Source organism: Nocardioides sp. Z13_37, from assembly GCF_058355585.1.
In genome coordinates, this window is the sequence record NZ_JBZGDV010000001.1 from 740,591 (window position 1) to 765,988 (window position 25,398).

Below are 25,398 nucleotides of genomic sequence, written 5' to 3' on the forward strand. Positions count from 1 at the left end.
GACGTGTCCCGCAACCTCACCGTCTACCGCGTCATGGCCTCCATCGTGGGGGTCCTGCTCGTGGTGCTCTGCCTGATCGGCGTGCCGCTGGCCAACTTCGACGGCTCCCCCATGTGGGGAATCTTCGACAGCACGCCCGCCTGGGTCACCCCCGGCTCCGACGCCCAGCACGTGGGCGAGCTGATCACGACCTACCTCGGCGTGGCCCACGGCTGGCTCTACATGATCTTCCTCTTCAGCGCGTTCCTGCTCTCGCGCCGCGCGGGCTGGGACCTGCCGTTCACCCTGGTGACGCTCCTGTGCGGCACGATCCCCGTGCTGTCGTTCTGGGCCGAGCACCGCGCCACCCAGCGCGTGCGCGCCGAACACCCCGAGCTCGCCTGATCCTCACTAGGGTCGAGCCATGGTCACCGCGTTCGTCCTCGGCGGCGGCGGCGTCCTCGGCGCGGTCGAGGTCGGCATGCTGCGCGCGCTGCTCGAGCGCGGCATCGTCCCCGACCTGGTCCTCGGCACCAGCGTCGGCGCACTCAACGGCGCGATGGTGGCCAGGCGCCCCGAGCCGGCGGTGGTGGACCGGCTGACCGAGCTGTGGGCGGCCACCGCGCGCGGGCGCGACGTCTACGGCGACCGCCCGCTGCGCACCGTCCGGCGGGCCGTCTCCAGCGGCACCCACATCTACTCCTCGGAGCCGCTGCGCGCGCGGCTCGAGGAGGAGCTCGGCGACCTCCGCTTCGAGGACCTCCCGGTCCACCTCGAGGTCTGCGCCGCCAGCATCGAGCGGGCCGCCGAGCACTGGTTCACCAGCGGGCCCCTCGTGCCGGCGATCCTCGCCAGCGCGGCCGTTCCCGGGTTGCTCCCGCCCGCGGAGGTCGACGGCGAGCACTTCCTCGACGGCGGGCTGGTCAACTCCATCCCGGTCGGGCGGGCCGTCGAGCTCGGCGCCACCCGCGTCTTCGTGCTGCAGGTGGGGCGCGTCGACCGCCCGCTGCGCGTGCCGACCCGACCGTGGGAGGTCGCACGCGTGAGCTTCGAGGTGGCCCGCCGGCACCGCTTCACCCGCGACATGGCGACGATCCCCGACGGCGTGGAGGCCCACGTGCTCCCGGCGGCCGGCACCTCGCCGCGCGACGACTCGCTGCTCGCCCACCGAGACTTCTCCCGCGTCCAGGCGCGCATCGACGCGACGTACGCCGCCTCGCGCGCCTACCTCGACGCCGAGCTCGGACCGTCGTGAGACGCCCCCTCGTCTGGGCGCTGCGGCGCCTGGTCGTGGCTCCGGCGGTGGTGGCCCTCACGGTGCTCCTGTGGGTCACGATGCCCGCGTGGCTGCTCGTGGCGGCCGCGCTGTCGCCCCTGCTGCCGGGACGGTGGCGGGCGCTGCGCGTGCTGTGGCTCGTGCTGCTCTACGCCACCTTCGAGAGCCTGCTGCTCGCCGTGCTGTTCGGGTTGTGGCTGGCGAGCGGCTTCGGCTGGCGGATCCGCTCGCCCTACTTCTCCGGGATCCACTACGACCTGGTGCAGGGCACGCTCATCGTGTTCTTCCGCGAGGCCCGCCGGGTGCTGGCGCTCCGCATCCGCACCGACGGGCCGCACCCCTCGCGCGTGCCCGACGGCCCGGTGCTCGTGATGTGCCGCCATGCCGGGCCCGGCGACTCGTTCATCTTGATGTACGCCCTGCTGCACTGGTACCACCGCGAGCCGCGCGTGGTGCTGAAGAACACCCTCGCCTGGGACCCCGCGATCGACGTGATCCTCAACCGGATCCCGGCGCGCTTCATCTCGCCCAACCCCGCTGCCGGCGAGGACCTCGAGTCGCAGATCTCCTCGCTCGCCGCGGGCCTCGACGTCAACGACGCGTTCGTGATCTTCCCGGAGGGCGGCAACTTCACCCCGGCGCGCCGCGACCGCGCCATCGCCCGGCTGCGCCGGCTCGGCCTGGAGCGAATGGCGGTGCGTGCCGAGGAGATGACCCACGTGCTGGCCCCCCGCCCCGGCGGCGTACTGGCCGCGCTCGAGGCCGCACCCGAGGCCGACGTGCTGATGGTGGCCCACACCGGGCTCGACCACATGCTCACCGTCGCCGACGTCTGGCGCGAGCTGCCGATGGACAAGCAGATCACCATGCGCTGGTGGCGGGTCGCCCGTGAGGAGATCCCGGCCGACCGCGACGAGCGCATCGAGTGGCTCTACCACTGGTGGGAGCGCATCGACGACTGGATCGAGGCCAACCGTCCCGAGCCGGTCTGAGCCATTTCCACCTCGCCCGGAGCCCGCGCTGGGGCCGGAGACGCAGACGGGCGGTGCGTGAGGCGGCTCCCGGTGGGGGCCGCTCACGCACCGCCCGATCGCGGTGTGGCTGGGTGTCAGCCCTTCTTCGGCACGTCGTCGATGTCGATGACCTCGGCGGGGCGGTCGGGGTCGGAAGGGCTGTGCGCCTCCTCGACCGAGTCGCTGATCGCCTCGCCCGGGGCGCCGCCGCCCGTGTCGTCGGTGGCCGGGGGCTCCGCGGTCACGACGTCGTCAGCGGTGACGTCGTCGGGCAGCGGGTCGGTGAGCGGGTCGCCACCGGGTGCGGCCGAGGTGCTCGCCGGGGAGGCGGGCGTCGGCGGCGGGGACGCCATCGTGGTCGTGGCCGACTTCGGCGGCGCGGGCGGCACGTAGGTCGACTGCCAGTTGGCGTCGGCGTCCCGCTTGGCGCGGAGCTTGCTGAAGACGAAGCCGCCGACCGCGAGCAGACCGCTGACGAGCAGCAGCTTCTTGAGCTTGCCGCCCTTGGGCTCGGGCTCGACGCCCCGCAGCTCGTTGACCTTGGCGACGGCCAGGTCACGTCCCTCGGCAGCGCGCTCGGCGGCGAGCGTGGCAGCGGCGGCCGCCTTCTCCGCAGCGCTGACCTTGGCCTCGGCCAGCAGCGGGCCGGCCTTCTCGCGCGCCTCGGCGGCCTTCACGGCGGCGAGCGCGGCGCCGGCGGCGGCCGCCTCGCTCGCGCGGGTGCGTCCCTCCTCGACCAGCGGCTGGGCCTTCTGGCGCGCGTCGGCCAGCGCGGGTCCGGCCTTGTCCACCGCCTGCTCCCACGTCGACTCCAGCTGGGGGATGACGGTGTCGGTGACGGTCTCCGAGAGCTGCTCTACGTAGTCCTGCGCGCGGTCCATCAGGGACTTCTTGCGGCCGAAAGGCATGCGTGACCTCCTCTGTCAGTGTGGGTCCATCTCACCACGGCCACCCTGACGCGACCAGCCCCGACCGGGTGGGCAGGAACGCACGCCGTCACGGGTCGCCCGCCTGGTCGTCGGATGGGTCCGACGTGGCAGGATCGAGTCGGACGGCAGCCGACTGCCGTGCCACCACAGATGGACCAGACCCACAGCTGAGAGGCACTTCCATGGCCGACCCCAAGGCGATCTTCAAGACCAACCGGGGCGACATCGTCGTCAACCTGTTCCCCAACCACGCGCCCGAGACCGTCGAGAACTTCATCGGCCTCGCCGAGGGCACGAAGGAGTACCGCGACGACGCCGGCCGGTCGGGTGAGCGCTACTACGACGGGCTCGGCTTCCACCGCGTCATCGACGGCTTCATGATCCAGGGCGGCTGCCCGCTCGGCACCGGCACCGGCGGCCCCGGCTACACGTTCAAGGACGAGATCCACCCCGAGCTCGTCTTCGACAAGCCCTACCTGCTCGCCATGGCCAACGCCGGCCCGGGCACCAACGGCTCGCAGTTCTTCATCACCGTGGCCGCCACCCCGTGGCTCAACCGCAAGCACACGATCTTCGGCGAGGTGGCCGACCAGGCCAGCCGCGACGTGGTCGACAAGATCGCCACCACGCCCACCGGCGCGATGGACCGCCCGCAGGAGCCGGTGGTCATCGAGTCGGTCGTCATCGAGCGCTGACCCACCGCCGCCGATCCGCGACGCGAGACACGACCCAGCCATGACGCAGCCATGACCGAGCCGCCCCAGGGGCCGGCTGCGGGCCAGTCCGCGGCCGGGGTGCCCACCTGCTACCGGCACCCCGACCGCGAGACCTGGATCCGCTGCCAGCGCTGCGACCGGCCGATCTGCCCCGACTGCATGCGCGACGCCGCCGTGGGCTTCCAGTGCCCCGACTGCGTCAAGGAGGCCGCCAAGGGCTCGCGCCAGAACCGCGCCATGTACGGCGGCGAGCGCAGCGCCGACCCGCGGCTGACGTCGTACGTCATCATCGGCATCAACGCGATCGTCTGGCTGGCCATCGCTGTCACCGGCGGCAGCCGCTCCAAGCTGGTCGACCTGCTGGCGCTGCGGCCCAACGGCTACTGCGCGCCCGGCGACGGCTACATCTACGACCAGACGCACCCGGTGTGCACCAGCGCCGTGGCGCGCGAGGTGCCCGGGGTGGCCGACGGCGCATGGTGGCAGCTGATCACCAGCGTCTTCACCCACGTCGAGATCTGGCACGTGGCGCTCAACATGTTCGCCGTGTTCATCCTCGGGCCGACGCTCGAGGGGATCGTCGGACGCAGCCGCTTCCTGGCGGTCTACCTCGTCAGCGGGCTCGCCTCCTCGGCGATGGTGATGTGGCTGAGCTTCGAGTACGGCTCGACGGTCGGGGCCTCCGGCGCGATCTTCGGGCTGCTGGGCGCCCTGCTCGTCACCGCCCGCAAGGCGCGGCTCAACTCCCAGTGGCTCGTGCAGAACCTCGTGCTCGGCGTCGTGATCACGGTCGTCGGCTGGCGGATGATCTCGTGGCAGGGACACCTCGGCGGGCTCCTCGGCGGCATCGCGGCCGCCGCGATCATCGCCTACGCGCCGAAGTCGAACCGCTCGGTCGTGCAGTGGGCCGGGCTCGGCATCCTCGCCGTCGCCCTCATCGCGATCTCGCTCGCCCGGGCCGCCTCCTTCGCCTGAGCGCCGGCTCTCCGGCCCCCGCCACCTCGTCGTACGACGGTGGCGGGGGCTTTCTGCGTGCGGGCGTCGTGCTCCCGGCCCTTGCGTCATGCGTAGCGGCACCCATGACTGCGGGTTCGTATGACGCACCAAGCAGCCACCGGAGGAGGAGGTCCGTCATGCACAGGTGTGCACACACCTGTGGACAACTACACCGGTGTAATTCTCCACAGGGGTTCTCCACAGTGTGGAGAGCCGACGACCCCACAGACGACTCGAGCGGTGGGAGAGACGCCTCCCCTTCCCCAGGAAGGCGCCTCACCCACCGCTCGAGGCGACGGATGTCGATCGGCCCGGATCACCGGGCCAGGGGAGAACCTACTCCCACTTGGTCGCGAAGCTGAACCCGACTGCCATGAAGGCGATGCCGACGACGAGGTTCCACTGGCCGAGGTCGTTGAGGATCCACAGCTTGGAGAGGTCGTCGGAGAAGACGTAGAAGGTGCAGATCCACAGCAGGCCGATCAGGAAGCACGCCAGCATGCCGACCACCACGCCGCGGCCACGGCCGAGCGGGGTCGAGGGGTGGGCCGAGACCATCAGGCCGAGCATCAGCAGGCCGAAGCCGATCGCGTAGTTCCACTTGCCGAGGTCGGCCATCGCCTTGGGGCTGCCCTCGACCGGGGGGAACGCGGTCGGGTTGCCGCGGCCCTCGACGTAGTAGAAGACCAGCCACGCGATGCCGACGACGACGAGGAGCAGGGCGATCAGGAACCTGGGGGTGAAGAGCGAGGTCTTCTCCGCAGAGGTGATCGTGGGGGACTTCGACACTGCTGCTCCTGGGGCTGGGTGTGCGGGTCACGGCGAGCTCAGAACGCCGGTCGCGGGCGGCAGGCGCCCGACGGGGGGTTAGCGTAGTCGTCATGCCGTCCCCGTCCCACCCGTCCCCCGGGCGCCGGCGCGTGTGGCGCGTGGCGACCCCGGTGGTGGTGCTGCTCAGCGGGGCGCTCTTCGCGGTGAGCGCCGAGCAGGCAGACGGCTTCGACCTGCGCGGCGGGCGCCTGACCGACCTGGCCTCCGTGGTCCGCGCCGAGCGCGACGAGGCGGCCGAGCTGACCGCACGGGCGTCCGCGCTCAACGCGGAGGTCGAGGCGCTGAGCACCGAGCTCGGCGACCGTTCGGTCCGCCGCGTCCAGGGCAAGGTCGCCACACTGGTCGACCCGGCGGGGCTGACGGAGAAGGCCGGGCCGGCGGTGCGGGTCACCCTCGACGACGCCTCCGAGGAGGCGCGCGCCTCCTACGAGGGCAACCCCAACGACCTCGTCGTGCACCAGCAGGACATCCAGGCCGTCGCCAACGCCATGTGGAACGCCGGGGCCGTCGCCGTCACCATCCAGGGCCAGCGCCTCATCTCGACCACCGGCATCAAGTGCGAGGGCAACCAGGTGACGCTGCACGGCATCCCCTACTCCCCGCCCTACGTCATCGTCGGCATCGGCGACCCGGCCGCGATGGAGGCCCAGCTGACCACCGACCCGATCCTCGCGGTCTACCGCGACTACACCGCGATCCCCGGCGGCGGCGTCACGTGGGACATGACCGCCGTCGACGCGGCCGTCGCACCGGCCTACGAGGGCCTGCTCGACCTCACCTACGCCACCCCGATGCCGGAGTAGCCGACCCGCCAGAGGGCCGCCGTACGACCGGCGTACGCGCGCCGCGCCGCCACCGTGCTCAGTCGCGCCGCCTCAGTCGCGCCGCCTCAGTCGCGCCGCACGGCCGGAGCGCGCTCCGGGTTGGGCGTCTCCGGCGTCTCGGTCGGTGTCTCGGTGGGCGTCTCCGGCGTCTCGGTGGGTGTCTCGGTCGGTGTCTCCGTGGGTGTCTCGGTCGGGGTCTCGACCGGCTCCTCGTAGTCGGAGACGAAGAGCGTCACGGTGCTGCCCTGGTCGGCCGTGCCGCCGGCGGGGATCTGGTCGACGACCGTCCCCTTGGGCTCGGTCGACGAGGCGTCGATGCGCACGCTGGGCACGAAGCCGGCCTCGGTGATCTGGCGCTCTGCCCTGCGCTGCGGCAGCCCGCGGACGTCGGGCACCTGCTCGGGCCCGTCGGAGAACACCAGGGTCACCGTCGTGCCCTCGGCGACGGCGGTGCCGGCGGCCGGCTCGGTGCGCAGCACCTGGAAGCGCGGCTCGTCGGAGTCCTCCTCCTGGAAGCGCACCTTGAGGTTCTGCGCCAGCATCGCGGCCCGCGCCTCCTTGCGGAGCGTGCCCACCACGAACGGCACCTCCACCTCGGGCTTGCCCAGCGACAGCACGAAGTCGACGGAGCTGCCGGGGTCGGCGAACACGTCGCGGTGGGGGTCCTGCTGGATCACGGTGTCGGCCGGGACGGTCTCGGAGGTCTCACGGGTGATGCGACCCACGGTGAAGCCCGCGTCGCCGATCGCGATGCGGGCCTCGTCCTCGGTGAGGCCGACGACGTTGGGCACGGCCTTGCGCTCCGGTGCGTCGTCGAAGAGCATCGTGTTGATCAGCCAGGCGCCGCCCGCGAGCAGCGCGACGACGAGGATGCCGCCGAGCACCCACCACGCGGTCCGGCCGCGGCCCGGCTCGTCGGGCCGCGGGGCCGGGGAGCCCCCGGAGGCCGCCATCGTGGAGGTCGCGTCGGACGGCGGGGTGGGCGGGACGTAGGCCGTCTCGGCCGTGGGCGGCGCGACCGCCGGTGCCTGGATCGGGTGGCCGGAGAGGTAGCGCTCGATGTCGGCGCGCATCGCGGCGGCGCTCTGGTAGCGGTCCTCGACCCGCTTGGCGAGCGCCTTCATCACGATCGCGTCGATCTCGGGGTCGAGCTGGTCGTCGAGGTCGGACGGCGGGGAGGCCGGCTCGCGCACGTGCTGGTAGGCGACCGCGACGGGGCTGTCGCCGATGAACGGCGGCCGGCCGGTGAGGAGCTCGTAGAGCAGGCAGCCGGTGGAGTAGACGTCGGAGCGCGAGTCCACCGTCTCGCCGCGGGCCTGCTCGGGGGAGAGGTACTGCGCGGTGCCCACGACGGCGGCCGTCTGGGTCATCGTCGACGACGCGTCGGACATCGCGCGGGCGATGCCGAAGTCCATCACCTTCACGTCGCCCGACGGCGTGAGCATCACGTTGCCCGGCTTGATGTCGCGGTGGATGATGCCGGCGCGGTGGCTGTAGTCGAGCGCCGACAGCACGCCCGCGGTGATCTCCAGCGCTCGCTCGGGCAGGATCTTGCGGCCCTCGCGCAGGATGTCGCGCAGGGTGCGTCCCTCGACGCACTCCATCACGATGTAGGGCTGGGCGACGCCGGACCCGTCGGTGGCCATCTCCTCGCCCGTGTCGTAGGTCGACACGATCGCGGGATGGTTGAGCGACGCCGAGGACTGCGCCTCCCGGCGGAACCGCGCCTGGAACGTCGGGTCGCTGGCGAGGTCGGTGCGCAGGCGCTTCACCGCCACGGTGCGACCCAGGCGGCGGTCCTTGCCCTTGCGCACCTCGGCCATGCCGCCTCGGCCGAGGAGCTCGCCGAGCTCGTAGCGGCCGCCGATCAGCGTCGGCTCCGGCTGCGTCATCCCTCGTCGTTCCCTTCGTCGTCCTTCTCCTGGCCGGCCGTGGCCGCGCCCCAGTAGCTGACCGTGACCCGGTCGCCCTCCTGCAGCGTGCCGCTCGGCTCGACCGACTCCACGATTCCCTCCGGCTGCTCGCCGGGGTTGTCCAGCTCCACCGGCACCGGCACGAGGCCCAGGCCGCGCAGCTCCTTCTCGACGTCGCCGTGGTCGCGGCCGACGTAGGCGCCCGGGTCGACGTCGACCGTGGGGGCCTCCGTCTCGGTGGGCGTCTCGGTGGGCGTCTCGGTCGGCGAGTCGGACGGGGTCTCCGACGGCGTCTCGGTGGGCGACTGGCTCGGCGTCCGCGTCGGCGACCGGGTCGGGGACTCGGACTGCTCGCTCGGGGTGTCGCTGGGCTGCTGCGAGGGTGATCGGTCGCCCGAGGTGGTGGGCTCGTCGGTGGGGGTCGTCGAGTCGCCGCCGCGGGTGCCGAGCCAGAACGCCACCAGCAGGGCCAGGACCACCGCGACGATCCCGATGACCAGCGCCCACGGGGTCCTGCGCCGTCCGGGGGGCGCGGGTTGCGCCTCGGGTGTGGGTGCCGGCGGAGCCGCCGCCGGGACGACCCGGGTGGCCGCGGTGTCGCGTGCAGCGTCGGGGGCGGCGACGGGCGCCACGACGGTGGCGTCCTCGTCGGGGGCGGGAGCCGCGGCGTACGACGCGGGCGAGCGCAGCGCCCGGGCGAAGGCCGTGCCGTCGGGGAAGCGGTCGCCGGGCGACTTGGCCAGCGACCGGCGTACGACCGCGGCGAGGTCGGCCGGCACGGTGTCGGGCAGCTCGGGCACCGGGTTGCGCACGTGGGCGATCGCGGTGGCGACCGGGGTGTCGGCGAGGAACGGCTTGCGGCCGGCGAGGCACTCGAAGGCGACGACGCCGAGGGAGTAGACGTCGGACGCGGCGGTGGCGGTCTCGCCCTCCGCCTGCTCGGGGGAGATGTAAGCCGGCGTGCCCATCACCTCGCCGGTCTGGGTCAGCGCCATGCCCTCGGCAGCGCGGGCGATGCCGAAGTCGGTGACCTTGATCCGGCGGTCGGGGGTCACGATCAGGTTGGCGGGCTTGACGTCGCGGTGCACGATGCCGGCCGCGTGGGCGGCGCCGAGGGCGTCGGCCGCCTGGGCGAGCAGGTCCTGGGTGGCGGCCGGGTCGAGCGGGGCGCTCGGGCGCAGCAGCGCCGAGAGCGGCTGGCCGTCGACGAGCTCCATCACCAGGTAGGGGCGCGGGGTGCCGGAGCCGTCACCGGGTGCGCCCTGGCCGTAGTCGAAGACCGCGGCGATCCCGGGGTGGTGCAGCGCGGCGGCGTTGCGGGCCTCGGTCTCGAACCGGCTGCGGAACAGCGGGTCGTCGGCGTACTCGGCCTTGAGCACCTTGACTGCCACCGCCCGGCCGAGCACGGTGTCGCGGGCCGACCACACCTCGCCCATGCCGCCGGTGGCGATGCGCGACTCGAGGACGTAGCGGTGGGCGTCGTCGACGTGGCCACCCGGGGCGAGCACGGTCATCGGGTGATCACCGCCTCCATGATCGCCTTGGCGATCGGCCCGCCGAGCCGGCCTCCACCGATCTCGGAGCGGGAGGTGTCGCTCGACTGCACGAGCACCGCGACGGCGACCTTGGGGTCGTTGGCGGGGGCGAAGGAGACGAACCACGCGTAGGGCGGGCGGTCGGCCGTGGACTGGGCGGTGCCGGTCTTGCCGGCCACCTCGACGCCCGGGATCTGCGCGGGGGTCGCGGTGCCCGAGTCGACGGTCGCGACGAGCATCCTGGTCAGCTCGTCGGCAGTGGTGCTGGAGATCGCCTTGCTGATGCTCTGCGGGTCGGTGCGGTCGAGGACCGACAGGTTGGGCGCGCGCACCTCGTCGACGACGTAGGGACGCATCACGTCCCCGTCGTTGGCGATCGCCGCGGCGACCATCGCCATCTGCAGCGGGGTCGCGGTGACGTTGGACTGGCCGATGCCCGACAGCGCGGTCTGCGGCGGGTCCATGTCGCGCGGGTAGAGCGACTCGGCCTGGCCGCCCAGGTCCTCCAGCGACGTGGAGTTGAAGCCGAACGCCTCGGCCTGGTCGGCCATCGCCTCGACCCCGAGCTCGTTGGCGAGGCTCAGGAAGGTGACGTTGCAGGAGACCTGCAGCGCCTGGGTCAGGGTGATCCGGCGTCCGCCGCAGTTGCCGCCGTCGTAGTTGCCGACGGTCGTGCTGGACTGCGGCAGCTTGAACCGGTAGCCGCCCGGCACCTGCGAGTCGGCGTCGTAGTTGCCCGACTCGATCGCGGCCGCGGCGGTGACGAGCTTGAACGTCGACCCCGGCGGCAGCGTGGTGCCGATCGCCCGGTTGACGAGCGGCTCGCGCGGGTCGGCGTTGAGCTCCTTGCTGAGCTCGGCGACGGCGCCGAAGTCGTGGGAGGCGAAGTTGTTGGGGTCGAAGGTCGGGGTGGACGCCATCGCCAGCACCCGCCCCGTCGTGGGCTCGAGCGCCACGACGGCGCCCTGGGCGTCGCCGGGGAGGTTCTCCAGGCCGGTCCACGCGGCGTCCTGCGCGGCCGGGTTGACGGTGAGCTGGACGTTGCCGCCCTTGGGGTCGGAGTTGCTCAGCATGTCGACGAGCCGGGTGACGAACAGGCGCGAGTCGTCGCCGGCGAGCACCGCGTTCTGGGAGCGCTCGACCCCGGTCGAGCCGTACCACGAGAAGTAGCCGGTGATGGGGGCGTACTTGAACGGCTGGGAGTAGGTGCGCTGGAACTTGTACTTGTCGTCGGAGGGCACGCTGCGCGCGATCGCGTCCTTGCCGACGAGGATCGCACCGCGCTCGCGGGAGAACGCCGCGGTGATGATCCGCCGGTTGCGCGGGTCGTCGGACAGGCTGTCCGCGCGGACGTACATCAGGTAGGTCGCGTTGACGAGCAGCGCCAGGAACAGGACCAGGCAGAACACCGAGAAGACCCGGATGGGCTTGTTCACCGCAGCCTCACCACCTGGGTGCTCTCGCTGTCGGCGCCGGCGTCGTCCACCGGGTCGAGGCGCGGGGCGGGTCGTCGGGCCTGGTCGGAGACGCGCAGCAGCAGCGCGATGACGACCCAGTTGGCCACCAGCGAGGAGCCACCGTAGGACAGGAACGGGGTGGTGAGGCCGGTCAGCGGGATGAGGCCGGTGACCCCGCCGATGACGACGAAGACCTGGAGCGCGACGATCGCGCCGAGGCCGACGGCCAGCAGCTTGCCGAAGCCGTCGCGCGAGATCAGCGCGATGCGCAGCGCTCGCTCCACGATGAGGCCGTAGCAGAGGATGATCGCCATCACGGCGGTCAGGCCGAGCTCCTCGCCGATCGCGGCGACGATGTAGTCGGACTCGGCGTAGGTGATCCGCTCGGGGAAGCCGTTGCCGAGGCCGCGACCGATGAGGCCGCCCCACCCCATGCCGAACATCGCCTCGACCGGCTGGTAGCTGCCCGGCGAGGAGTCGTAGTAGTCCATCGGGTGCAGCCAGAAGTTGAAGCGGTTCTGCACGTTGCCGACGAACGTGTACGCCGCGAGCGCGCCGACGGCGAACAGCAGCCCGCCCACGACGAGCCACCCCGGCCGCTCGGTGGCGACGTAGAGCATCACCAGGAACAGGCCGAAGAAGAGGAGCGAGGAGCCCAGGTCGTTCTGCAGCACCAGGATCATCATCGAGACGCCGAACATCGCCAGGACCGGGCCGAGGTCGCGCCCGCGCGGCAGGTCGATGAACACCACCCTGCGCCCAGCGAGCGCGAGGGCGTCGCGGTGCAGCACGAGGTAGCCGGCGAAGGTGATCACCAGCAGCACCTTGGCGACCTCGCCGGGCTGGAAGCTGAAGCCGGCGACGTTGATCCAGATGTTGGCGCCGTTCTTGCCGCTGCCGATGACGGGCAGGAAGGGCAGGATCAGCAGCACGATGCCGACCAGGCCGGCGGTGTAGGTGAAGCGCTGCAGGACCCGGTGGTCGCGCAGCAGCACCAGCGTGGCGACGAAGAGGAACACGCCCAGCGTCATCCAGGTCAGCTGCTGGCGCGCGAAGGTGTGGTTGTCGCGGCCCAGCGCCTCGTAGGTGAGGTCGAGGCGGTGGATGACGGCGAGGCCGAGCCCGTTGAGCGCCGCGACGAGCGGCAGCAGCACCGGGTCGGCGTAGGGCGCGACCAGACGCACGGTCACGTGGGCCACGACGATCAGCGCGGTCAGCCAGCCGCCGTAGCCGACGAGGTCGGTGGGCACCACGCCCTCCACGCCCAGGCCCACGGCCGCGTAGGCGCCGATGCCGACCACCAGCGCCAGCACGAGCAGGAACAGCTCCGCACCCCGGCGTCGCCGGTGCACGAAGCCCATCAGGGTTCCGGTCTGACTCATCGCACTCGTCCCGTCACCCTGGGTCGACGTCCTGGCGTGCGGCGTAGTTGTCCACGGTCAGGCGGGCGTCGTCGAGGTCGTCGGACTCGATGCCCTCGCGCACCGTCTCGGCGTCGATGTCGCTGAGCCGGCTGAGCTCGACGTCGGTCACCTCGTAGGGGTGGGACAGCGAGATGCCCGGGAGGTCGGCGTCGATGCCGCGGAAGATGGTCACCTTGCCGTCGTCCTCGGCGACGTAGAACTGCTGCTGGCTCCACGACCAGCCGGCGGCCAGCACCACCCAGCCCAGGCCGAGCAGGATCGCGGCGACCAGCAGCCGCCGCAGCCAGGCGTAGCGACCGGGGTCGCGGGGGGCGTAGCGCACGGCCTCGGGGTCGATGGGATCGGCGACGTAGGCGCCCTCGGGCACGTCGTCCGGCACGGGCGGGATCTCGCCGGTGTCGCCGGAGCGGTGGCCGCGGAAGAGCCCGCCGACCGCACCGCCGAGCGGGAGTCGCCGGGGCAGGTCTGCGGCCGCGCCGACGAGCAGCGGCGCGAGGTCCTCGGGCGGCGCCTCGTCGGCGACGTCGGCGACGATGCAGGTGACGTTGTCGGTGCTGCCCGCCTCCAGGCTCGCCCGGACGAGCTCGACGGCGGCGAAGTCGGGCGTGCCGGTGGAGAGGATGTCGGCCATCCGGTCGTGGGTGAGCGTGCCGCACGCGCCGTCGCTGCAGATGAAGATGCGGTCACCGGCCTCGGCGGGGACCTCGAAGAGGTCGGGCTCCTCGTGGCGCACGCCGTCGAGCGCCTTGAGGATGAGGTTGCGGTGCGGGTGGGTGCGCGACTGCTCCTCGGTGATGCGTCCCTCGTCGATGAGCGACTGGACGAAGGTGTGGTCGTGGGTGAGCTGGCGCAGCTCGCCGCCGCGCAGGAGGTAGGCGCGGCTGTCGCCGATGTGCCCGATGCCGAAGCGGGTGCCGTCGAAGAGCGCGACGGTGGCGGTGGTCGAGGTGCCGTTGAGGCCGGGGTCCTCCTCGACGAGCTCGGCGATGCGGTCGTCGGCGCGGTGCACCGCGCCCGCCACCTGGCCGAGGATGTCGTCGTCGGGCGCCTGGTCGAGCTTGCGCAGCGCCTGCACGGCGGTGCTCGAGGCGAGGTCGCCGCGCACGGCGCCGCCGACGCCGTCGCACACCGTGAGCAGCCACGGACCGGCGTAGCCGCTGTCCTGGTTCTCGCGGCGGACCCGGCCGACGTCGGAGATCGCGGAGTAGTGGAGGTACATCACTTCCTCAGCTCCAGGATCGTCTTGCCGACGCGGACCTGGACGCCGGGGCCGATCGTGGTGGGCTGGGTGATGCGGACGGGGCCGACGTAGGTGCCGTTGGTGGAGCCGAGGTCCTCCACGAACCACTCGTCGCCGCTCGCCGCGACGCGGGCGTGGCGGGTGGAGACGTAGTCGTCGTCCAGCTTGATCGCGGCGTCGCTGCCGCGGCCGATGAGGAGCGGGGCGTCGGCGAGCTCGGCGCGCACGCCGGCGTTCTCACCCTCGACCACGATGAGGTGGGTGGGCGCTCCGCGGCGCGGCTTGCGGGGCGCCTTGGTCTTGGCGGCCTTGGTCTTGCGGCTCGGCGCGGGGGCGCCGTTGCGGGCGGTCTCGGGCACGCGCGCACCGAACATGTCGGAGCGGATGACCGAGATCGCCGACAGCACGAAGATCCAGAGGATCGCCAGGAACGCCATCCGGATGAGGAAGAGGGTCAGCTCAGACATTCCAGCCCCCGGCCTCGTCGCGACCTCCGTCGATGCGGACCGTCATGTCGGTGTGGCCGATGCGGATGGTGGAGCCGTCGCGCAGCCGGGCCCGCGCCACCTTCGACCCGTCGACGAGGATGCCGTTGGTCGAGCCGAGGTCGACGGCCTCGACGCCGTCGATGCTCACCACGAGCTCGAGGTGGCGCCGGCTCACGCCGGGGTCGTTGATGCGCAGGTCGGCCTCGGTGCCACGACCGACCACCAGGCCGGGCGGGCGCAGCGGGTGGCGGGTGCCGTTGACCTCGAGGGTGGCGTGCGAGGAGCGCGTACGCGTGCGCTGGTCGTTGTCGGTCACGCTCGCCTGCGCCTTGGAGCGGATGCGGAAGCGGCCGGTCGTCAGGTCGCTCGCGGTCTCGAAGGCGATGCTGATGGGGCCGGTGAACACGTAGCCCTGGGCGTCCGCGTGGTCCTGGAGCTGGTCGACGAGGTCCTGCTCGAGCGCGCGGCCGAGGCCGACGATGCGCTCGAGGTCGGTGGCCGACAGCTCGACGTGGAAGTCGTTGGGGACGAGCCGGCGCTGGCGGCTGAGCACCTGGGCGTTGTTGTCGCACTCCCTCTGGAGGGCCGCGGCGATCTCGACGGGCTGCACGGCGCTGCGGAAGGCCCGGGCGAAGACACCGGAGATCACGGTCTCGAGCCGCTGCTCGAAGCGCTGCAGCGGGTTCGGCATCGGGCCTCCTCTCGTCGCGCTCGGTCGGATCGTCGTGGGCGGGCAGGCATGACCCCACCGCCCGGCCGGTGCCGCCGAGCGTACCGGCCGCTCGCCCCCTCGCCACGGTGCCGCCCCGGTCGGCCCGGGATCGCCACCGGCGCGTGCCCGCTCGACTCCGCGGCCGATTGGGAGCCTGCCTCGGCCGTGGGGTAGCCTGAGCCCGCTTCTGGCGCGAGTGGCGGAATAGGCAGACGCGCACGGTTCAGGTCCGTGTGTCCGAAAGGACGTGGGGGTTCAACTCCCCCCTCGCGCACCAGTGGGTAGCCCCGGGGATGACCTGGGGCTCTACTCATTTCCGGAGTTGGCCTGAACGCCGCGCCGGCACGGTCGTCGGCGGGGTCACCGCACTCGTCTGCGGGGTCGCCCTCGGTGGAACAGGTCGGGCCGAGCGGTGAGTCCTACACGTCGACCCGGTAGGTCAGGTCCAGGTCGGCGGCGTTCTGACCGCGGATCCCCCAGTTCACCCGCGGGGTCTCCATGATGGTGATCTCCAGGCTGTGGGGGTGGATCCCCGCTGCCTCCTCTGCCCGGGCGAACAGCTCGGCGACCAGCCTCCGCTTGGCCTCGACGCTGCGTCCCTCGAACATCGAGAGCTCGATGATCGTGTAGTCCCTGCCCCGGTCCGGTGGGTACACGAAGTCGGCCGGGTCGAGGTGGATGAAGCGCTGGAAGCGCTTCTCCGGGGGATAGTCGAGCGCGACGACGAGCGCCTCGTGGATCGCACCCGAGAGGGCGTCGCGACGCTGCTCGAGACGACCTCGTACCCCGTACACCACGACCTGTGCCACGCCAGCAGGCTACCGCCGTGCCCGCGGAGGGCCCGCGTCAGCCGGCGGGCGCGGTCCGCGTGGGACGCATGTCGAGCCAAGCTCGTTGCAGGCGGTCTGCCGTGGGGGACAGGACCTCCGGCGGGAGGTCGTACGGCACCCGGACGAAGGCGTCGTGGGCTCCGGACGGGTCGGTGAGGTGACCCGGGGTGACCTCCACGTCGTGCCGGAGCGCAACCGAGGCGAAGGCGCCGGCATCGGCGCCGGGCAGCTCGACCCAGAGCGCCGATCCCCCGTCGGGCTCGACCCATCGCCACTCGGGCATCCGCTCCCTGAGCAGGGACCCAAACGTGCTCAGGCGCTCGCGCCGCGCCGCGTCGCGGTGCCGCGCCCACTTCTCGAGCCTGGGCACCACGCGGGACGCGAGCGCCTGCTCGAGCACCGGGCTCCCCATGTCGGCGATGGCCTTGAGCCGGGCCAGCCGGTCGATGACCTCGACCGGACCACGGACCCAGCCCACGCGCAGCCCGCCCCAGACCACTTTGGAGAGCCCGGAGACGGTCAGGACCGGTGAGCTGTCGTCGGCTTCGGCGGCCAGCGGCCGGTGCGGGCGCCCCGGGTCGCTCGGATGGCTGTGGTCCTCGATGAGGGGCACCCGAAACCGGCGGGCGAGCTCGGCGACCTGACGGCGACGGCCGGCCGACATCAGCACCCCCGTGGGGTTGTGGAAGGTGGGGGTGACGAACAGGAGCGCGGCGCCCTCACCGAGGGCGGCCTGGAGCCGGTCGGGTCGGATGCCCTCCGCATCGAGGGGGACGCCGCGGAGGTCGGCCTCGTGCAGGCGGAAGAGGTCGGTGCAGCCTGGCCAGCTCGGTGACTCCACGACCACCACGTCGTTGCGGCGGAGGTAGAGCTGTGCCGAGAGGGCGATGGCCTGGGTCGCTCCAGTGGTGACGAGGACCTGGTCAGGGCTGGTGGGCAGACCCTGCACCTCGTAGTGACGGCTGATCGCGGCCCGCAGCTCGGGGAGGCCGCGGGGGTGGTAGCCGGCCTCGCCCACCAGGCCCGGTAGGTCGGTGGCGAGGAGGTCTGCGATCTGGGCCGTCAGCTCGTCCAGCAGTGGAGGAGCGACGCCCTGCCCGACCGAGGACAAGGAGATCACGTCCTTGCGCGTGTCGATCATGCGCTCGAGCAGCCCGCTCGCGCCGCCGCCCGGGACCCGGCCGTCGTGGCGTCCGTGCGGCGACCCCCCCGAGGGAAGCACGACGGTGCCGCTGCCGCGCCGGCTCTCGACTCGGCCCTGCGTGCGCAGGAGGTCGTATGCACCGACGACCGTGGTGCGGCTCACGCCCAAGGAGGCCGCAAGGGCCCGCTCGGACGGGAGCCGGTCGCCAGCCGCGAGCCCGCCCGAGTCGACCAGCCGGCCCAACGCCTCGGCGAGCGAACGGTAGAGAGGCGCCGGTCGCGAAAGCCGATCTCCCACCAGTGCGGCGATGCCGGCGGCGTCCGGAGATCGGTCCACTTTCGCCACGAGTGGCACTGTACCGAGAGCGAGCGGGGGCCGAGGCTCGACGCATGACACGTACGACGGCGCCGCCACCCCCCATCCTCGAGCGCGGATCCGCGGGCCGCCTCCGCATCCCGGGGCCGGTGCCCCGTGCCTGACGTCGTCACGCTGGTCGCCTTCGGCCTGGCTTCAGCCACGCTCATCCTCGTCCCGGGGCCGAACCTCGTCTTGATCGCGACTCGGAGCCTCCACCAGGGGACTCGGGCCGGTGTCGCGTCCGCGCTGGGCGTCGAGACGGCCACCGCGATCTTCGTCGCCGCGACCGCCGCCGGCGTCGCGGGGGCGGTCGCTCGATCCGACGCTCTGGTCGCCACGATCGAGGTCGCGGGTGCGGTGTACCTGCTCCATCTGGCGGTGGGCGCCCTTCGCAGGAAGCCGATCGACACTGCGGCTCCGACGACCTCACGGTCGGGCGCGCGTGCGTACGGCGAGGGCCTGGTGGTGAACCTGCTCAACCCGAAGGTGCTGGTGTTCTTCCTTGCCTTCCTCCCGCAGTTCGTCAGTCACGAGAGCGGGGCGCCTGCCGCCACCCAGCTACTCGTCCTCGGCATCGTGTTCCTTTGCCTCGCCCTGGTTCTGGACCTGCTGGTCGCCGTCGCCGGGGGCGCGGTCGCCTCGCGGGTCGCGCAGGCCTCCCGTGACGTGAGATGGACTCGGCTTCCCGTCGCGACGGTGTACCTGGCGTTGGCGGTCTCGGTGGCGTGGAGCGTGGGGCGATGAGGGCGGTCCTGGTCTCGTCCCTTCTCGCAGGCACTGTCGCCGCGGGACTGACCGCCGGCTTCCTGACGGCCTTCGCGCACACGGTGATGCCGGGACTCGCCAAGGTCGACGACCGGGCCTACGTCGCCTCGTTCCAGGCGATGGACCGCGCCGTCTACAACCCGTGGTTCATGGTGCCCTTCGTCGCCGTCCCTGCTCTTGCCGGTGTCGCGCTGCTGACGGCGTGGGGCCAGAGGACCGACCTTCTCGTCCTCCTGGCGATCGCGTTCGCGTGCACGCTCGCCACCGTCGTGATCACGGGGACCGTGCACCTGCCGCTGAACCGGGAGATCGCCGAGCTGGGCCCGGGCGCCTCGGCCACGGACCTCGCCGCGGCCAGGGAGCGTTTCGAGGACCGCTGGGTGACCTGGAACGTCCGCCGCGCGATCACCGCCACCGGAGCGTTCCTGCTCCTGGGTGCGGCGCTGCTACGCAGCTCCTGACCGCCGCGCGGACCCGGCTCACCACGGCGACCCCACACCGTGGGATGGTCAGGTGCGCGGGACCCGCGACCAGGCGTACGGCTGCGATGGGCAGGTCGCCTGCGCCCAGATGGGTTCCCGCCGCGCCCACGGCGAGCGCCACATCGACGCGGTCGTTGACGATGCAGGTCACCCGGCCGGTGCGCAGAGCTCCACCACCCGATGCGCGAAGTCGTGGAGCATCCGGTCGGTGCAGTCCTTGGCACGCACCTGGACCACCGGGGCCCCGGCGCTGACCGCCGCGGCGACCACACCGAGCGCGTCCCTGCCTCCGTGCATCGGTGAGCACGTGCAGGCGACCGATGCGGATGTCCCGCGCGGTTGGTTCCTACCGAGCATCCCGCTCGTAGGGAGCACCTGAGCTCGGAGCGGCCGTGGGGTGGTCCGCGGTGACGGCGACGTGGCCAGTGAACTGACCGGCGAAGTCCCCCGTCGCCTCGATCGGCGTGATCACGTCCACGAGGACGCCATCGGGGGCGGCGACGATGAAGTGTCGTTGCCCGAAGTCTTCGGAACGCAGCGGCAGAACTGCGTCGAGGGGTCCGTTGGTGACCAACCGCTCGTACTCCGCGTCGACATCATCGACCTCGAGGTTGAGGAGCATGCCGGCCGCCGGCTGACCCTTCACCGGAATGGACGGGTGCGTCGCATCGACGATGGCCAGCTCCCAGCGGTCACGCCGGAGGCTGACGTACCAGTCGGTTTGGAAGACGGCCTCGAACCCGAAGTGCTCGCGGTAGTAGGCGGCGGTGGCCGTGACGTCGGTGGCCATGAGGACTGGATAGATGCTCGTGCATGTCATCGGACTCGCTCCTTTACGTACAGAGTGTATGTATCCGGGTACGGTATACATACGGTCGGTATGAATCAAGGGGGTGGAGATGGCTCGAAGAACACGAGCGGAGAGCGACGCCACTGCTGCCCAGGTGCTCGCGGCCGCCAGCTCGCTCTTCGCGAGCGATGGCTACGGTGGTGTGGGCTTGGAGAAGGTGGCCCACGCGGCGGGCGTCACCCGCGGGGCGGTGTATCACCACTTCACGAGCAAGAAGGGCCTGTTCACGGCCGTCCTCGCGCAGGCTCACAGCGACGTCGCTCGCGACGTCGTCGCCGCGGCGGAGCGGGCGCAAGCGACCAGCGCTGATCCGTGGCTGGCCCTGGAAGCGGGATGTCGGGCATTCCTCGACGTCAGCTCAGCCGCCCCCACGCGGCAGATCCTTCTGATCGACGGGCCCGCCGTCGTCGGGTGGGATGCCTGGCGCCGCTATGACGCTGCCAGCTCGGGTCGCCACCTGGACGAGGCGCTCAACGAGTTGGCCGACCACGGACAACTCGCTCCAGCGAACGTCGCTGCGACAGCTGCGCTGCTGTCCGGGGCAATGAACGAAGGCGCTCTCTGGGTCGCGTCGCAGCCCCGGGCGCACAGGCAACGGGCTCTCGACGACGCGTGGACCGTCCTCGGCCGTCTTCTCGGTGCGCTCCGCGCAACCGACGCCGTCTCCTGACGTCCGTGACATGGCGCGGGCGACGGACGTGATCGAGGTCAACTCAATCGATCCGGACCCCCCTCGAGGACCGCGGCGAGGGGCCTAGCCCAGCGTCGAGGTGCGAGCGATCAGCTCGGGGGTGAACTCGATCTGCTGGTGGCGGTGGCCGGGATCGTTGATCTCCTCGATGAGGAGCTCGGCCGCGGCCGCGCCGAGGGCCTGGCGCGGCTGGCGCACCGAGGTGAGGGGCACGGCGGCGCCCGCCGCGAAGGCGATGTCGTCGTAGCCCACGATGGCGAGGTCCTCGGGCACCCGCTGGCCGGTCGAGACCACCTGCTGCAGCAGGCCGAGGGCGATGAGGTCGTTGGCGCAGAAGACCGCGCTCGGACGGCTGCGCCGGGGCAGGCCGGCGAGGCGCTCGCCGGCGAGGCGTCCCTCCTCGAAGTACAGGCCGTCGGTCTCGACGTGGAGGAGGTCGGACTCGGCGAGGCCGGCCTCGTCCCACGCGGCCCGGGCGCCGTCGTAGCGGTCGCGCACCTGGCCGAGCGAGGAGGGGCCGCCGACGAAGGCGACGCGGGTGTGCCCGCGGTCGACGAGGTGCTCGATGGCCACCCGTCCGCCGAGCCGGTCGTCGACCGTGACCGAGCAGAACCCGCCCGTGGTGTTGGCGCGGTCGACGATCACCACCGGCGTGCCGTGGGCGGTGATCCGCGCGAGCGTGGCGGACTCGGGGTCGACCGGCGTGATCAGGATGCCGTCGACCCGCTGCTGCTGCAGGTGCGCCAGGTGGGCGCCCTCGCGGGCGTCGCGGGCGTCGCTGTTGCACAGGAACAGCGAGAGGTCGGCCTTCTCGGCCGCCAGCTCGATGCCGCGGGCGACGTCGGTGAAGAACGGGTTGGTCGCGTCGAGCATGACGTAGGCCAGGGTGTCGCTCCGGCCCATCCGCAGCTGGCGGGCCGACTCGTTGAGCACGAAGCCGAGCTCGCTCATCGCCCGCTCGACGCGCTCACGCGTGCCGGCGCTGACCCGGTCGGGACGGTTGAGCACGTTGCTCACGGTGCCGAGGGAGACCTGGGCGAGCTCGGCGACGTCCTTGACCGAAGGCCGACGCCCGTTGCGCAACACGTGGTTGCTCTTCGCCATCGGTCTCCTCGGGTGTGCGGTCCACAGGAGCGTAGACCAACGCGGGGGTGAATGAAACGTCACAAGAAAGTCCGCGGATGTGCTTGACGCCTGTGACGACCGCCACTTACGGTGCTTCCCACCTGAAACCTTTCAATACCCCCGGGAAGAGGGCCATGTCCGCCAGCAACACCGTCGCACCGGTGCTCGCGCTGCACGACGTCTCCAAGTCGTTCGGGCCCGTGGTCGCCCTCCGGTCGGGAAGCATCGTCGTCGAGGCGGGCAGCATCCACGCCCTCATCGGCGAGAACGGCGCGGGCAAGTCGACCCTCGTCAAGGTCGTCGCCGGCGTGCACCGCCGCGACTCCGGCACCTTCGAGCTCGACGGCGGTGCCGTCGACTTCGGGTCGACCGCGGAGTCCAAGCAGGCGGGCGTCGCCGTGATCTACCAGGAGCCGACGCTCTTCCCCGACCTGTCGGTCACCGAGAACATCTTCATGGGCCGCCAGCCGCTGGCCCGGGGTCGCCGCATCGACCGCCCCGCGATGTACGCCGAGGCCGAGCGGCTGTTCGCGCGCCTCGGCGTGCGGATCGACCCGCGCCGTCCCGCCGAGGGCCTGTCGATCGCGGACCAGCAGATCATCGAGATCGCCAAGGCGATCTCCCTCGACGCCCGCCTGCTCGTGATGGACGAGCCGACCGCCGCGCTCAGCGGCGTCGAGGTCGAGCGGCTGTTCGCCGTCGCCCGCAGCCTGCGCGACGAGGGCCGGGCGCTGGTCTTCATCTCCCACCGCTTCGACGAGGTGTTCGCGCTCTGCGACACCGTCACGGTGATGCGCGACGGCTCCTACGTCGACACCCGCCGCATCGACGAGACGACGCCGGCCGAGCTCGTCTCGCTGATGGTCGGCCGCGACGTCGACGAGCTCTTCCCCAAGGTCGCCGCGGAGGTCGGCGAACCCGTCCTGGAGGTCCGTGGGCTCAACCGCACCGGCGTCTTCCACGACATCGACTTCGAGGTCCGCGCCGGCGAGATCGTTGCCCTGGCCGGTCTGGTCGGTGCCGGTCGCAGTGAGATCGCGCGTGCCGTGTTCGGCGTCGACGCCTACGACTCCGGCTCGGTGACGCTGTCCGGCAGGACCGTGAAGCCTCGCGACCCGCGCTCCTCGATCCGCGCCCGGATGGCGTTCATCCCCGAGGACCGGCGCAAGCAGGGACTGGTCATCGACGCCTCGGTCACCCGCAACGTCGCCGGCGTCATCCGCCGCAGCATCGCGCGCGCCGGGCTGCTGACGGGCGCGATGGAGACCCGGGCCGCCGCGCCGTGGGCCGGCAGGCTCGAGGTCAAGACCAGCGCCCTCGACATGAACGCCGCGACCATGAGCGGCGGCAACCAGCAGAAGGTCGTCATCGCCAAGTGGCTCGCGACCGACCCCAGGCTGCTCATCATCGACGAGCCCACCCGGGGCATCGACGTCGGCACCAAGGCCGAGGTGCACCGCCTGCTGTCCGAGCTGGCCGGGCAGGGCCTCGCGATCTTGATGATCTCCTCCGAGCTGCCCGAGGTCCTCGGGATGGCCGACCGCGTCCTGGTCCTCTGCGAGGGCCGGATCACCGCCGAGCTCGACCGCGCCGAGGCCACCCCGGAGGCCGTCATGCACGCCGCCACCCACCACCTGGAGGACGCCCGATGAGCCACACCGACGTCGAGCGCCCCGACTCGGGCCCCGGGGCCGCCGAGGTGTCCGCAGGCGAGGCGCTGCTGGTGGAGCCGAGCCGGCTCTCACCGACGCGCCGGGCGATCACCACGGTGCTCCGATCGCGCGAGCTCTCGATCTTCCTGGTCCTGGTCGCGGTCGTCGTGCTCGCCACGACCAAGAACAACGGCTTCCTCTTCAGCTCCGACGGCTGGCGCAACTTCCTGCTCAACCCGTCGATCCTGCTGCTGCTCGCGGTGGGTCAGGCCGTCGTCATCATCACCCGCAACGTCGACCTGTCGGTCGGCTCGGTGATGGCCCTCACCGCCTACCTCACCGGCCGGCTGTTCATCGAGCAGCCCACCATCCCGATCGTCGCGGTCGTCGCGGCCTGCCTCCTGCTCGGGGCGCTCCTCGGCCTGGTCAACGGCGTGCTGGTGGCCTACGGCAACGTGCCCGCGCTCGTGATCACGTTGGGCACCCTCTACATCTACCGCGGCATCATGCTCACCTGGGCCGGCAGCGACCGGATCAACGCCGGCGACCTGCCCCGCGAGTTCCTGCGCCTCGGCACGCAGTCGGTGCTCGGCATCCCGCTGCTCACCATCGTCGCGGTGCTGGTGCTCGCCGCGGTGGGCTACTACCTCCACACCTCACGCGGCGGCCGCGAGCTCTACGCGATCGGCTCCGACCCCGACGCCGCCGTGCTCTACGGCCTGCCCGTACGCCGCCGCCTGCTGGCCGCGTTCGTGCTGAGCGGCGCCCTGGCCGGTCTCGCGGGCGCCCTCTACACCGCCCGCTACGGCACGGTGAGCTCCAGCGTCGGCAGCGGCATCGAGCTGCAGGCCGTCGCCGCGGCCGTCATCGGCGGCATCGCGATCTTCGGCGGCAGCGGCACCGTGTGGGGAGCGGCCATCGGCGCGTTCCTCCTGATCACCATCAACCGCGCCCTGCCCAGCCTCGGCATCGAGGACTTCTGGCAGCGCGCCGTCGTCGGCGTGCTGATCCTGGGCGCGATCGTGCTCGACCGCGTCCTCGCCCGCCGACAAGCACGCAAGCTCGCCGAATCGAGGGACCACACATGAGCACCCAGGCCACGCCAGCCACCCGCACCTACGCGGCGCACGCGGCGCCGCTGTGGCAGCGCTGGCTGCTGACCCGCGAGACGGCCGTCATCGTGCTGACCGCCGCGGTCGTCCTCTACTCGATCCTCAACGTGCCCAACTTCGACGGTCCGCTGACGCTGAAGTTCCTCCTCCAGGACATCGCGCCGATCCTGCTGATCGCGCTGCCGATGACGCTGGTGATCATCACCGGCGAGATCGACCTGTCGGTGGCCAGCATCATGGGCCTGAGCAGCGTGCTGCTGGGGGTGCTCCACGACGGCGGGATGTCCGTGCCCGCCGCCGCCCTCCTGGCCCTGCTCGCCGGTCTGGCGTGCGGCGCCCTCAACGGCTTCCTCATCGCCTACGTGGGCCTGCCGTCGCTGGCGGTGACCATCGGCACGCTCGCCCTCTTCCGCGGCATCGCGGTCGGGCTGCTCGGCACCACCGCCATCACCGACTTCACCGAGAAGTGGGCCGACCTCGCCACCGGCACGATCGGCGAGACCCGCATCCCGCTGGTGATGATCCCCTTCGCGGTGCTGGCCGTGGGCTTCGTGGTCCTGCTCCACTTCTCGACGTTCGGCCGCGGTGTCTACGAGATCGGGCTCAACGACGAGGCCGCCCACTTCACCGGCGTCGACGTGCGGCGCACCAAGCTGATCGTGTTCGTCCTCTCCGGCGTGGTGTCCGCACTCGCCGGCATCTACTTCACCCTCCGCTACGGCTCCGCCCGTGGCGACAACGCCACCGGCTACGAGCTGCAGGTCATCGCCGCCGTGCTGCTCGGCGGCGTGTCGATCTTCGGCGGCCGCGGCCGGCTGCACGGCGTCCTCGCCGGCGTCGTGCTGATCGGCGTCATCTCCAGCGCACTGCGCCTGGAGAGCGTGACGGTCAACGTCACCAACGTCATCGTCGGCCTGCTCCTCGTGGCCTCGGTGATCCTCCCCAGCGTCCTTGGGTGGGCCGGCTCGCGGCTGCCCCGCAAGGCGTCAGCGGACCCATCGGGACCGCGCCCCGACAAGGACACGGCGACCGCCGGCGTCTGAGACATCGAAAGGTA

At 71.9% G+C, this 25,398-nt stretch carries 27 protein-coding genes and 1 tRNA gene; 13 read left to right on the forward strand and 15 right to left on the reverse strand.

Translation table 11 applies throughout. The features are described from left to right. Positions 1 to 3: 3 nt before the first annotated feature. The 3 genes from AC4H2S_RS03480 to AC4H2S_RS03490 are packed head-to-tail and all read left to right on the forward strand — an operon-like array spanning position 4 to position 2,247. Positions 4 to 384, forward strand: a complete 381-nt coding sequence (locus AC4H2S_RS03480; RefSeq protein WP_491495561.1) for a DUF3817 domain-containing protein — start codon at positions 4 to 6, stop codon at positions 382 to 384. Between the two features lie 19 nt (positions 385 to 403). Beyond that, positions 404 to 1,234: a patatin-like phospholipase family protein gene (locus AC4H2S_RS03485; RefSeq protein ID WP_491495562.1), complete on the forward strand. Its 831-nt coding sequence runs from the start codon at positions 404 to 406 to the stop codon at positions 1,232 to 1,234. After that, positions 1,231 to 2,247, forward strand: a complete 1,017-nt coding sequence (locus tag AC4H2S_RS03490; protein ID WP_491495563.1) for a 1-acyl-sn-glycerol-3-phosphate acyltransferase — start codon at positions 1,231 to 1,233, stop codon at positions 2,245 to 2,247. Before AC4H2S_RS03485 ends, AC4H2S_RS03490 begins: the two co-directional genes overlap by 4 nt. Positions 2,248 to 2,363: 116 nt before the next feature. On the opposite strand, the gene AC4H2S_RS03495 is transcribed toward AC4H2S_RS03490, so the two are convergent. After that, the gene (locus AC4H2S_RS03495; protein ID WP_491495564.1) at positions 2,364 to 3,176 is read right to left on the reverse strand and encodes a hypothetical protein; all 813 of its coding nucleotides are present in this window, start codon (positions 3,174 to 3,176) and stop codon (positions 2,364 to 2,366) included. A 203-nt stretch (positions 3,177 to 3,379) separates the two neighbouring features. Between AC4H2S_RS03495 and AC4H2S_RS03500 the strand changes: the two genes are divergently transcribed. After that, positions 3,380 to 3,892 carry a peptidylprolyl isomerase gene (locus AC4H2S_RS03500; protein ID WP_491495565.1) on the forward strand — a complete coding sequence of 171 codons (513 nt, stop codon included), beginning with the start codon at positions 3,380 to 3,382 and terminating at the stop codon, positions 3,890 to 3,892. 51 nt (positions 3,893 to 3,943) lie between these two features. Beyond that, entirely contained in the window at positions 3,944 to 4,888 is a 945-nt protein-coding gene (locus tag AC4H2S_RS03505) for a rhomboid family intramembrane serine protease (protein ID WP_491495566.1), read from the forward strand. Between the two features lie 357 nt (positions 4,889 to 5,245). Here the strand turns inward: AC4H2S_RS03505 and AC4H2S_RS03510 are convergent, their stop codons facing one another. Continuing rightward, positions 5,246 to 5,698 carry a cell division protein CrgA gene (locus AC4H2S_RS03510; RefSeq protein ID WP_491495567.1) on the reverse strand — a complete coding sequence of 151 codons (453 nt, stop codon included), beginning with the start codon at positions 5,696 to 5,698 and terminating at the stop codon, positions 5,246 to 5,248. Positions 5,699 to 5,790: 92 nt separating this feature from the next. Here AC4H2S_RS03510 and AC4H2S_RS03515 point away from each other — a divergent pair, with 92 nt between their 5' ends. Continuing rightward, a complete protein-coding gene (locus tag AC4H2S_RS03515; protein WP_491495568.1) occupies positions 5,791 to 6,543 on the forward strand; it encodes a DUF881 domain-containing protein in 753 nt (250 codons plus the stop codon). An 86-nt stretch (positions 6,544 to 6,629) separates the two neighbouring features. On the opposite strand, the gene pknB is transcribed toward AC4H2S_RS03515, so the two are convergent. From pknB to AC4H2S_RS03550, 7 genes are read right to left on the reverse strand one after another with little or no spacing between them, the layout of a single operon-like run. Then, positions 6,630 to 8,456 carry a Stk1 family PASTA domain-containing Ser/Thr kinase gene (pknB, locus tag AC4H2S_RS03520; protein ID WP_491495569.1) on the reverse strand — a complete coding sequence of 609 codons (1,827 nt, stop codon included), beginning with the start codon at positions 8,454 to 8,456 and terminating at the stop codon, positions 6,630 to 6,632. Beyond that, a complete protein-coding gene (locus AC4H2S_RS03525) occupies positions 8,453 to 9,991 on the reverse strand; it encodes a serine/threonine protein kinase (RefSeq protein ID WP_491495570.1) in 1,539 nt (512 codons plus the stop codon). Before AC4H2S_RS03525 ends, pknB begins: the two co-directional genes overlap by 4 nt. Beyond that, positions 9,988 to 11,448: a peptidoglycan D,D-transpeptidase FtsI family protein gene (locus tag AC4H2S_RS03530; protein ID WP_491495571.1), complete on the reverse strand. Its 1,461-nt coding sequence runs from the start codon at positions 11,446 to 11,448 to the stop codon at positions 9,988 to 9,990. Before AC4H2S_RS03530 ends, AC4H2S_RS03525 begins: the two co-directional genes overlap by 4 nt. Next, positions 11,445 to 12,851: an FtsW/RodA/SpoVE family cell cycle protein gene (locus AC4H2S_RS03535; RefSeq protein WP_491495572.1), complete on the reverse strand. Its 1,407-nt coding sequence runs from the start codon at positions 12,849 to 12,851 to the stop codon at positions 11,445 to 11,447. Before AC4H2S_RS03535 ends, AC4H2S_RS03530 begins: the two co-directional genes overlap by 4 nt. A 13-nt stretch (positions 12,852 to 12,864) precedes the next feature. Next, positions 12,865 to 14,112, reverse strand: a complete 1,248-nt coding sequence (locus tag AC4H2S_RS03540; protein ID WP_491495573.1) for a PP2C family protein-serine/threonine phosphatase — start codon at positions 14,110 to 14,112, stop codon at positions 12,865 to 12,867. Continuing rightward, a complete protein-coding gene (locus AC4H2S_RS03545) occupies positions 14,112 to 14,600 on the reverse strand; it encodes an FHA domain-containing protein FhaB/FipA (RefSeq protein ID WP_491495574.1) in 489 nt (162 codons plus the stop codon). Before AC4H2S_RS03545 ends, AC4H2S_RS03540 begins: the two co-directional genes overlap by 1 nt. Continuing rightward, positions 14,593 to 15,312: an FHA domain-containing protein gene (locus AC4H2S_RS03550; protein ID WP_491495575.1), complete on the reverse strand. Its 720-nt coding sequence runs from the start codon at positions 15,310 to 15,312 to the stop codon at positions 14,593 to 14,595. Before AC4H2S_RS03550 ends, AC4H2S_RS03545 begins: the two co-directional genes overlap by 8 nt. Positions 15,313 to 15,523: 211 nt before the next feature. Here AC4H2S_RS03550 and AC4H2S_RS03555 point away from each other — a divergent pair. Further along, positions 15,524 to 15,610 (forward strand) — tRNA-Leu (locus AC4H2S_RS03555). 142 nt (positions 15,611 to 15,752) lie between these two features. Here the strand turns inward: AC4H2S_RS03555 and AC4H2S_RS03560 are convergent. Together AC4H2S_RS03560 and AC4H2S_RS03565 are read right to left on the reverse strand one after the other, a co-directional pair. After that, positions 15,753 to 16,142, reverse strand: coding sequence for a tautomerase family protein (locus AC4H2S_RS03560; protein ID WP_491495576.1), 390 nt, complete (start codon positions 16,140 to 16,142; stop codon positions 15,753 to 15,755). Between the two features lie 37 nt (positions 16,143 to 16,179). Then, complete coding sequence (locus AC4H2S_RS03565) at positions 16,180 to 17,652, reverse strand: aminotransferase-like domain-containing protein (protein WP_491495577.1); 1,473 nt, start codon at positions 17,650 to 17,652, stop codon at positions 16,180 to 16,182. A 126-nt stretch (positions 17,653 to 17,778) separates the two neighbouring features. Between AC4H2S_RS03565 and AC4H2S_RS03570 the strand changes: the two genes are divergently transcribed. Together AC4H2S_RS03570 and AC4H2S_RS03575 are read left to right on the forward strand one after the other, a co-directional pair. Further along, entirely contained in the window at positions 17,779 to 18,408 is a 630-nt protein-coding gene (locus AC4H2S_RS03570; protein WP_491495578.1) for a LysE family translocator, read from the forward strand. Continuing rightward, positions 18,405 to 18,890, forward strand: coding sequence for an anthrone oxygenase family protein (locus tag AC4H2S_RS03575; RefSeq protein ID WP_491495579.1), 486 nt, complete (start codon positions 18,405 to 18,407; stop codon positions 18,888 to 18,890). Before AC4H2S_RS03570 ends, AC4H2S_RS03575 begins: the two co-directional genes overlap by 4 nt. On the opposite strand, the gene AC4H2S_RS03580 is transcribed toward AC4H2S_RS03575, so the two are convergent. Genes AC4H2S_RS03580 through AC4H2S_RS03590 form a run of 3 tightly spaced genes read right to left on the reverse strand, consistent with a single transcriptional unit; the run spans position 18,835 to position 19,701 of the window. Continuing rightward, complete coding sequence (locus tag AC4H2S_RS03580; RefSeq protein ID WP_491495580.1) at positions 18,835 to 19,062, reverse strand: thiamine phosphate synthase; 228 nt, start codon at positions 19,060 to 19,062, stop codon at positions 18,835 to 18,837. The genes AC4H2S_RS03575 and AC4H2S_RS03580 overlap by 56 nt on opposite strands. Beyond that, positions 19,059 to 19,208: a hypothetical protein gene (locus tag AC4H2S_RS03585; RefSeq protein WP_491495581.1), complete on the reverse strand. Its 150-nt coding sequence runs from the start codon at positions 19,206 to 19,208 to the stop codon at positions 19,059 to 19,061. The genes AC4H2S_RS03580 and AC4H2S_RS03585 overlap by 4 nt, the downstream gene beginning before the upstream one ends. Before the next feature lie 49 nt (positions 19,209 to 19,257). Continuing rightward, positions 19,258 to 19,701: a VOC family protein gene (locus AC4H2S_RS03590; RefSeq protein ID WP_491495582.1), complete on the reverse strand. Its 444-nt coding sequence runs from the start codon at positions 19,699 to 19,701 to the stop codon at positions 19,258 to 19,260. Between the two features lie 154 nt (positions 19,702 to 19,855). Here AC4H2S_RS03590 and AC4H2S_RS03595 point away from each other — a divergent pair, with 154 nt between their 5' ends. Continuing rightward, complete coding sequence (locus AC4H2S_RS03595) at positions 19,856 to 20,431, forward strand: TetR/AcrR family transcriptional regulator (protein ID WP_491495583.1); 576 nt, start codon at positions 19,856 to 19,858, stop codon at positions 20,429 to 20,431. Positions 20,432 to 20,515: 84 nt separating this feature from the next. On the opposite strand, the gene AC4H2S_RS03600 is transcribed toward AC4H2S_RS03595, so the two are convergent. Beyond that, positions 20,516 to 21,556 (reverse strand): LacI family DNA-binding transcriptional regulator, encoded by a 1,041-nt coding sequence (locus AC4H2S_RS03600; RefSeq protein WP_491495584.1) that lies wholly within the window; start codon positions 21,554 to 21,556, stop codon positions 20,516 to 20,518. A gap of 155 nt (positions 21,557 to 21,711) precedes the next feature. Between AC4H2S_RS03600 and AC4H2S_RS03605 the strand changes: the two genes are divergently transcribed. From AC4H2S_RS03605 to AC4H2S_RS03615, 3 genes are read left to right on the forward strand one after another with little or no spacing between them, the layout of a single operon-like run. After that, positions 21,712 to 23,229 (forward strand): sugar ABC transporter ATP-binding protein, encoded by a 1,518-nt coding sequence (locus AC4H2S_RS03605; RefSeq protein WP_491495585.1) that lies wholly within the window; start codon positions 21,712 to 21,714, stop codon positions 23,227 to 23,229. Then, positions 23,226 to 24,317, forward strand: coding sequence for an ABC transporter permease (locus AC4H2S_RS03610; protein WP_491495586.1), 1,092 nt, complete (start codon positions 23,226 to 23,228; stop codon positions 24,315 to 24,317). The genes AC4H2S_RS03605 and AC4H2S_RS03610 overlap by 4 nt, the downstream gene beginning before the upstream one ends. After that, positions 24,314 to 25,384 carry an ABC transporter permease gene (locus tag AC4H2S_RS03615; protein WP_491495587.1) on the forward strand — a complete coding sequence of 357 codons (1,071 nt, stop codon included), beginning with the start codon at positions 24,314 to 24,316 and terminating at the stop codon, positions 25,382 to 25,384. The genes AC4H2S_RS03610 and AC4H2S_RS03615 overlap by 4 nt, the downstream gene beginning before the upstream one ends. The last annotated feature ends 14 nt before the right edge of the window (positions 25,385 to 25,398 follow it).

What these genes read in the sequence shown, in the direction of transcription:
- AC4H2S_RS03485 (WP_491495562.1), top strand. Translation starts at nt 404, where the DNA reads ATGGTCACCGCGTTCGTCCTCGGCGGCGGCGGCGTCCTCGGCGCGGTC.
- AC4H2S_RS03495 (WP_491495564.1), bottom strand. Translation starts at nt 3,176, where the DNA reads ATGCCTTTCGGCCGCAAGAAGTCCCTGATGGACCGCGCGCAGGACTAC.
- AC4H2S_RS03500 (WP_491495565.1), top strand. Translation starts at nt 3,380, where the DNA reads ATGGCCGACCCCAAGGCGATCTTCAAGACCAACCGGGGCGACATCGTC.
- AC4H2S_RS03505 (WP_491495566.1), top strand. Translation starts at nt 3,944, where the DNA reads ATGACCGAGCCGCCCCAGGGGCCGGCTGCGGGCCAGTCCGCGGCCGGG.
- AC4H2S_RS03515 (WP_491495568.1), top strand. Translation starts at nt 5,791, where the DNA reads ATGCCGTCCCCGTCCCACCCGTCCCCCGGGCGCCGGCGCGTGTGGCGC.
- pknB (WP_491495569.1), bottom strand. Translation starts at nt 8,456, where the DNA reads ATGACGCAGCCGGAGCCGACGCTGATCGGCGGCCGCTACGAGCTCGGC.
- AC4H2S_RS03525 (WP_491495570.1), bottom strand. Translation starts at nt 9,991, where the DNA reads ATGACCGTGCTCGCCCCGGGTGGCCACGTCGACGACGCCCACCGCTAC.
- AC4H2S_RS03535 (WP_491495572.1), bottom strand. Translation starts at nt 12,851, where the DNA reads ATGAGTCAGACCGGAACCCTGATGGGCTTCGTGCACCGGCGACGCCGG.
- AC4H2S_RS03540 (WP_491495573.1), bottom strand. Translation starts at nt 14,112, where the DNA reads ATGTACCTCCACTACTCCGCGATCTCCGACGTCGGCCGGGTCCGCCGC.
- AC4H2S_RS03545 (WP_491495574.1), bottom strand. Translation starts at nt 14,600, where the DNA reads ATGTCTGAGCTGACCCTCTTCCTCATCCGGATGGCGTTCCTGGCGATC.
- AC4H2S_RS03550 (WP_491495575.1), bottom strand. Translation starts at nt 15,312, where the DNA reads ATGCCGAACCCGCTGCAGCGCTTCGAGCAGCGGCTCGAGACCGTGATC.
- AC4H2S_RS03575 (WP_491495579.1), top strand. Translation starts at nt 18,405, where the DNA reads ATGAGGGCGGTCCTGGTCTCGTCCCTTCTCGCAGGCACTGTCGCCGCG.
- AC4H2S_RS03585 (WP_491495581.1), bottom strand. Translation starts at nt 19,208, where the DNA reads ATGCACGGAGGCAGGGACGCGCTCGGTGTGGTCGCCGCGGCGGTCAGC.
- AC4H2S_RS03590 (WP_491495582.1), bottom strand. Translation starts at nt 19,701, where the DNA reads ATGGCCACCGACGTCACGGCCACCGCCGCCTACTACCGCGAGCACTTC.
- AC4H2S_RS03600 (WP_491495584.1), bottom strand. Translation starts at nt 21,556, where the DNA reads ATGGCGAAGAGCAACCACGTGTTGCGCAACGGGCGTCGGCCTTCGGTC.
- AC4H2S_RS03605 (WP_491495585.1), top strand. Translation starts at nt 21,712, where the DNA reads ATGTCCGCCAGCAACACCGTCGCACCGGTGCTCGCGCTGCACGACGTC.
- AC4H2S_RS03610 (WP_491495586.1), top strand. Translation starts at nt 23,226, where the DNA reads ATGAGCCACACCGACGTCGAGCGCCCCGACTCGGGCCCCGGGGCCGCC.
- AC4H2S_RS03615 (WP_491495587.1), top strand. Translation starts at nt 24,314, where the DNA reads ATGAGCACCCAGGCCACGCCAGCCACCCGCACCTACGCGGCGCACGCG.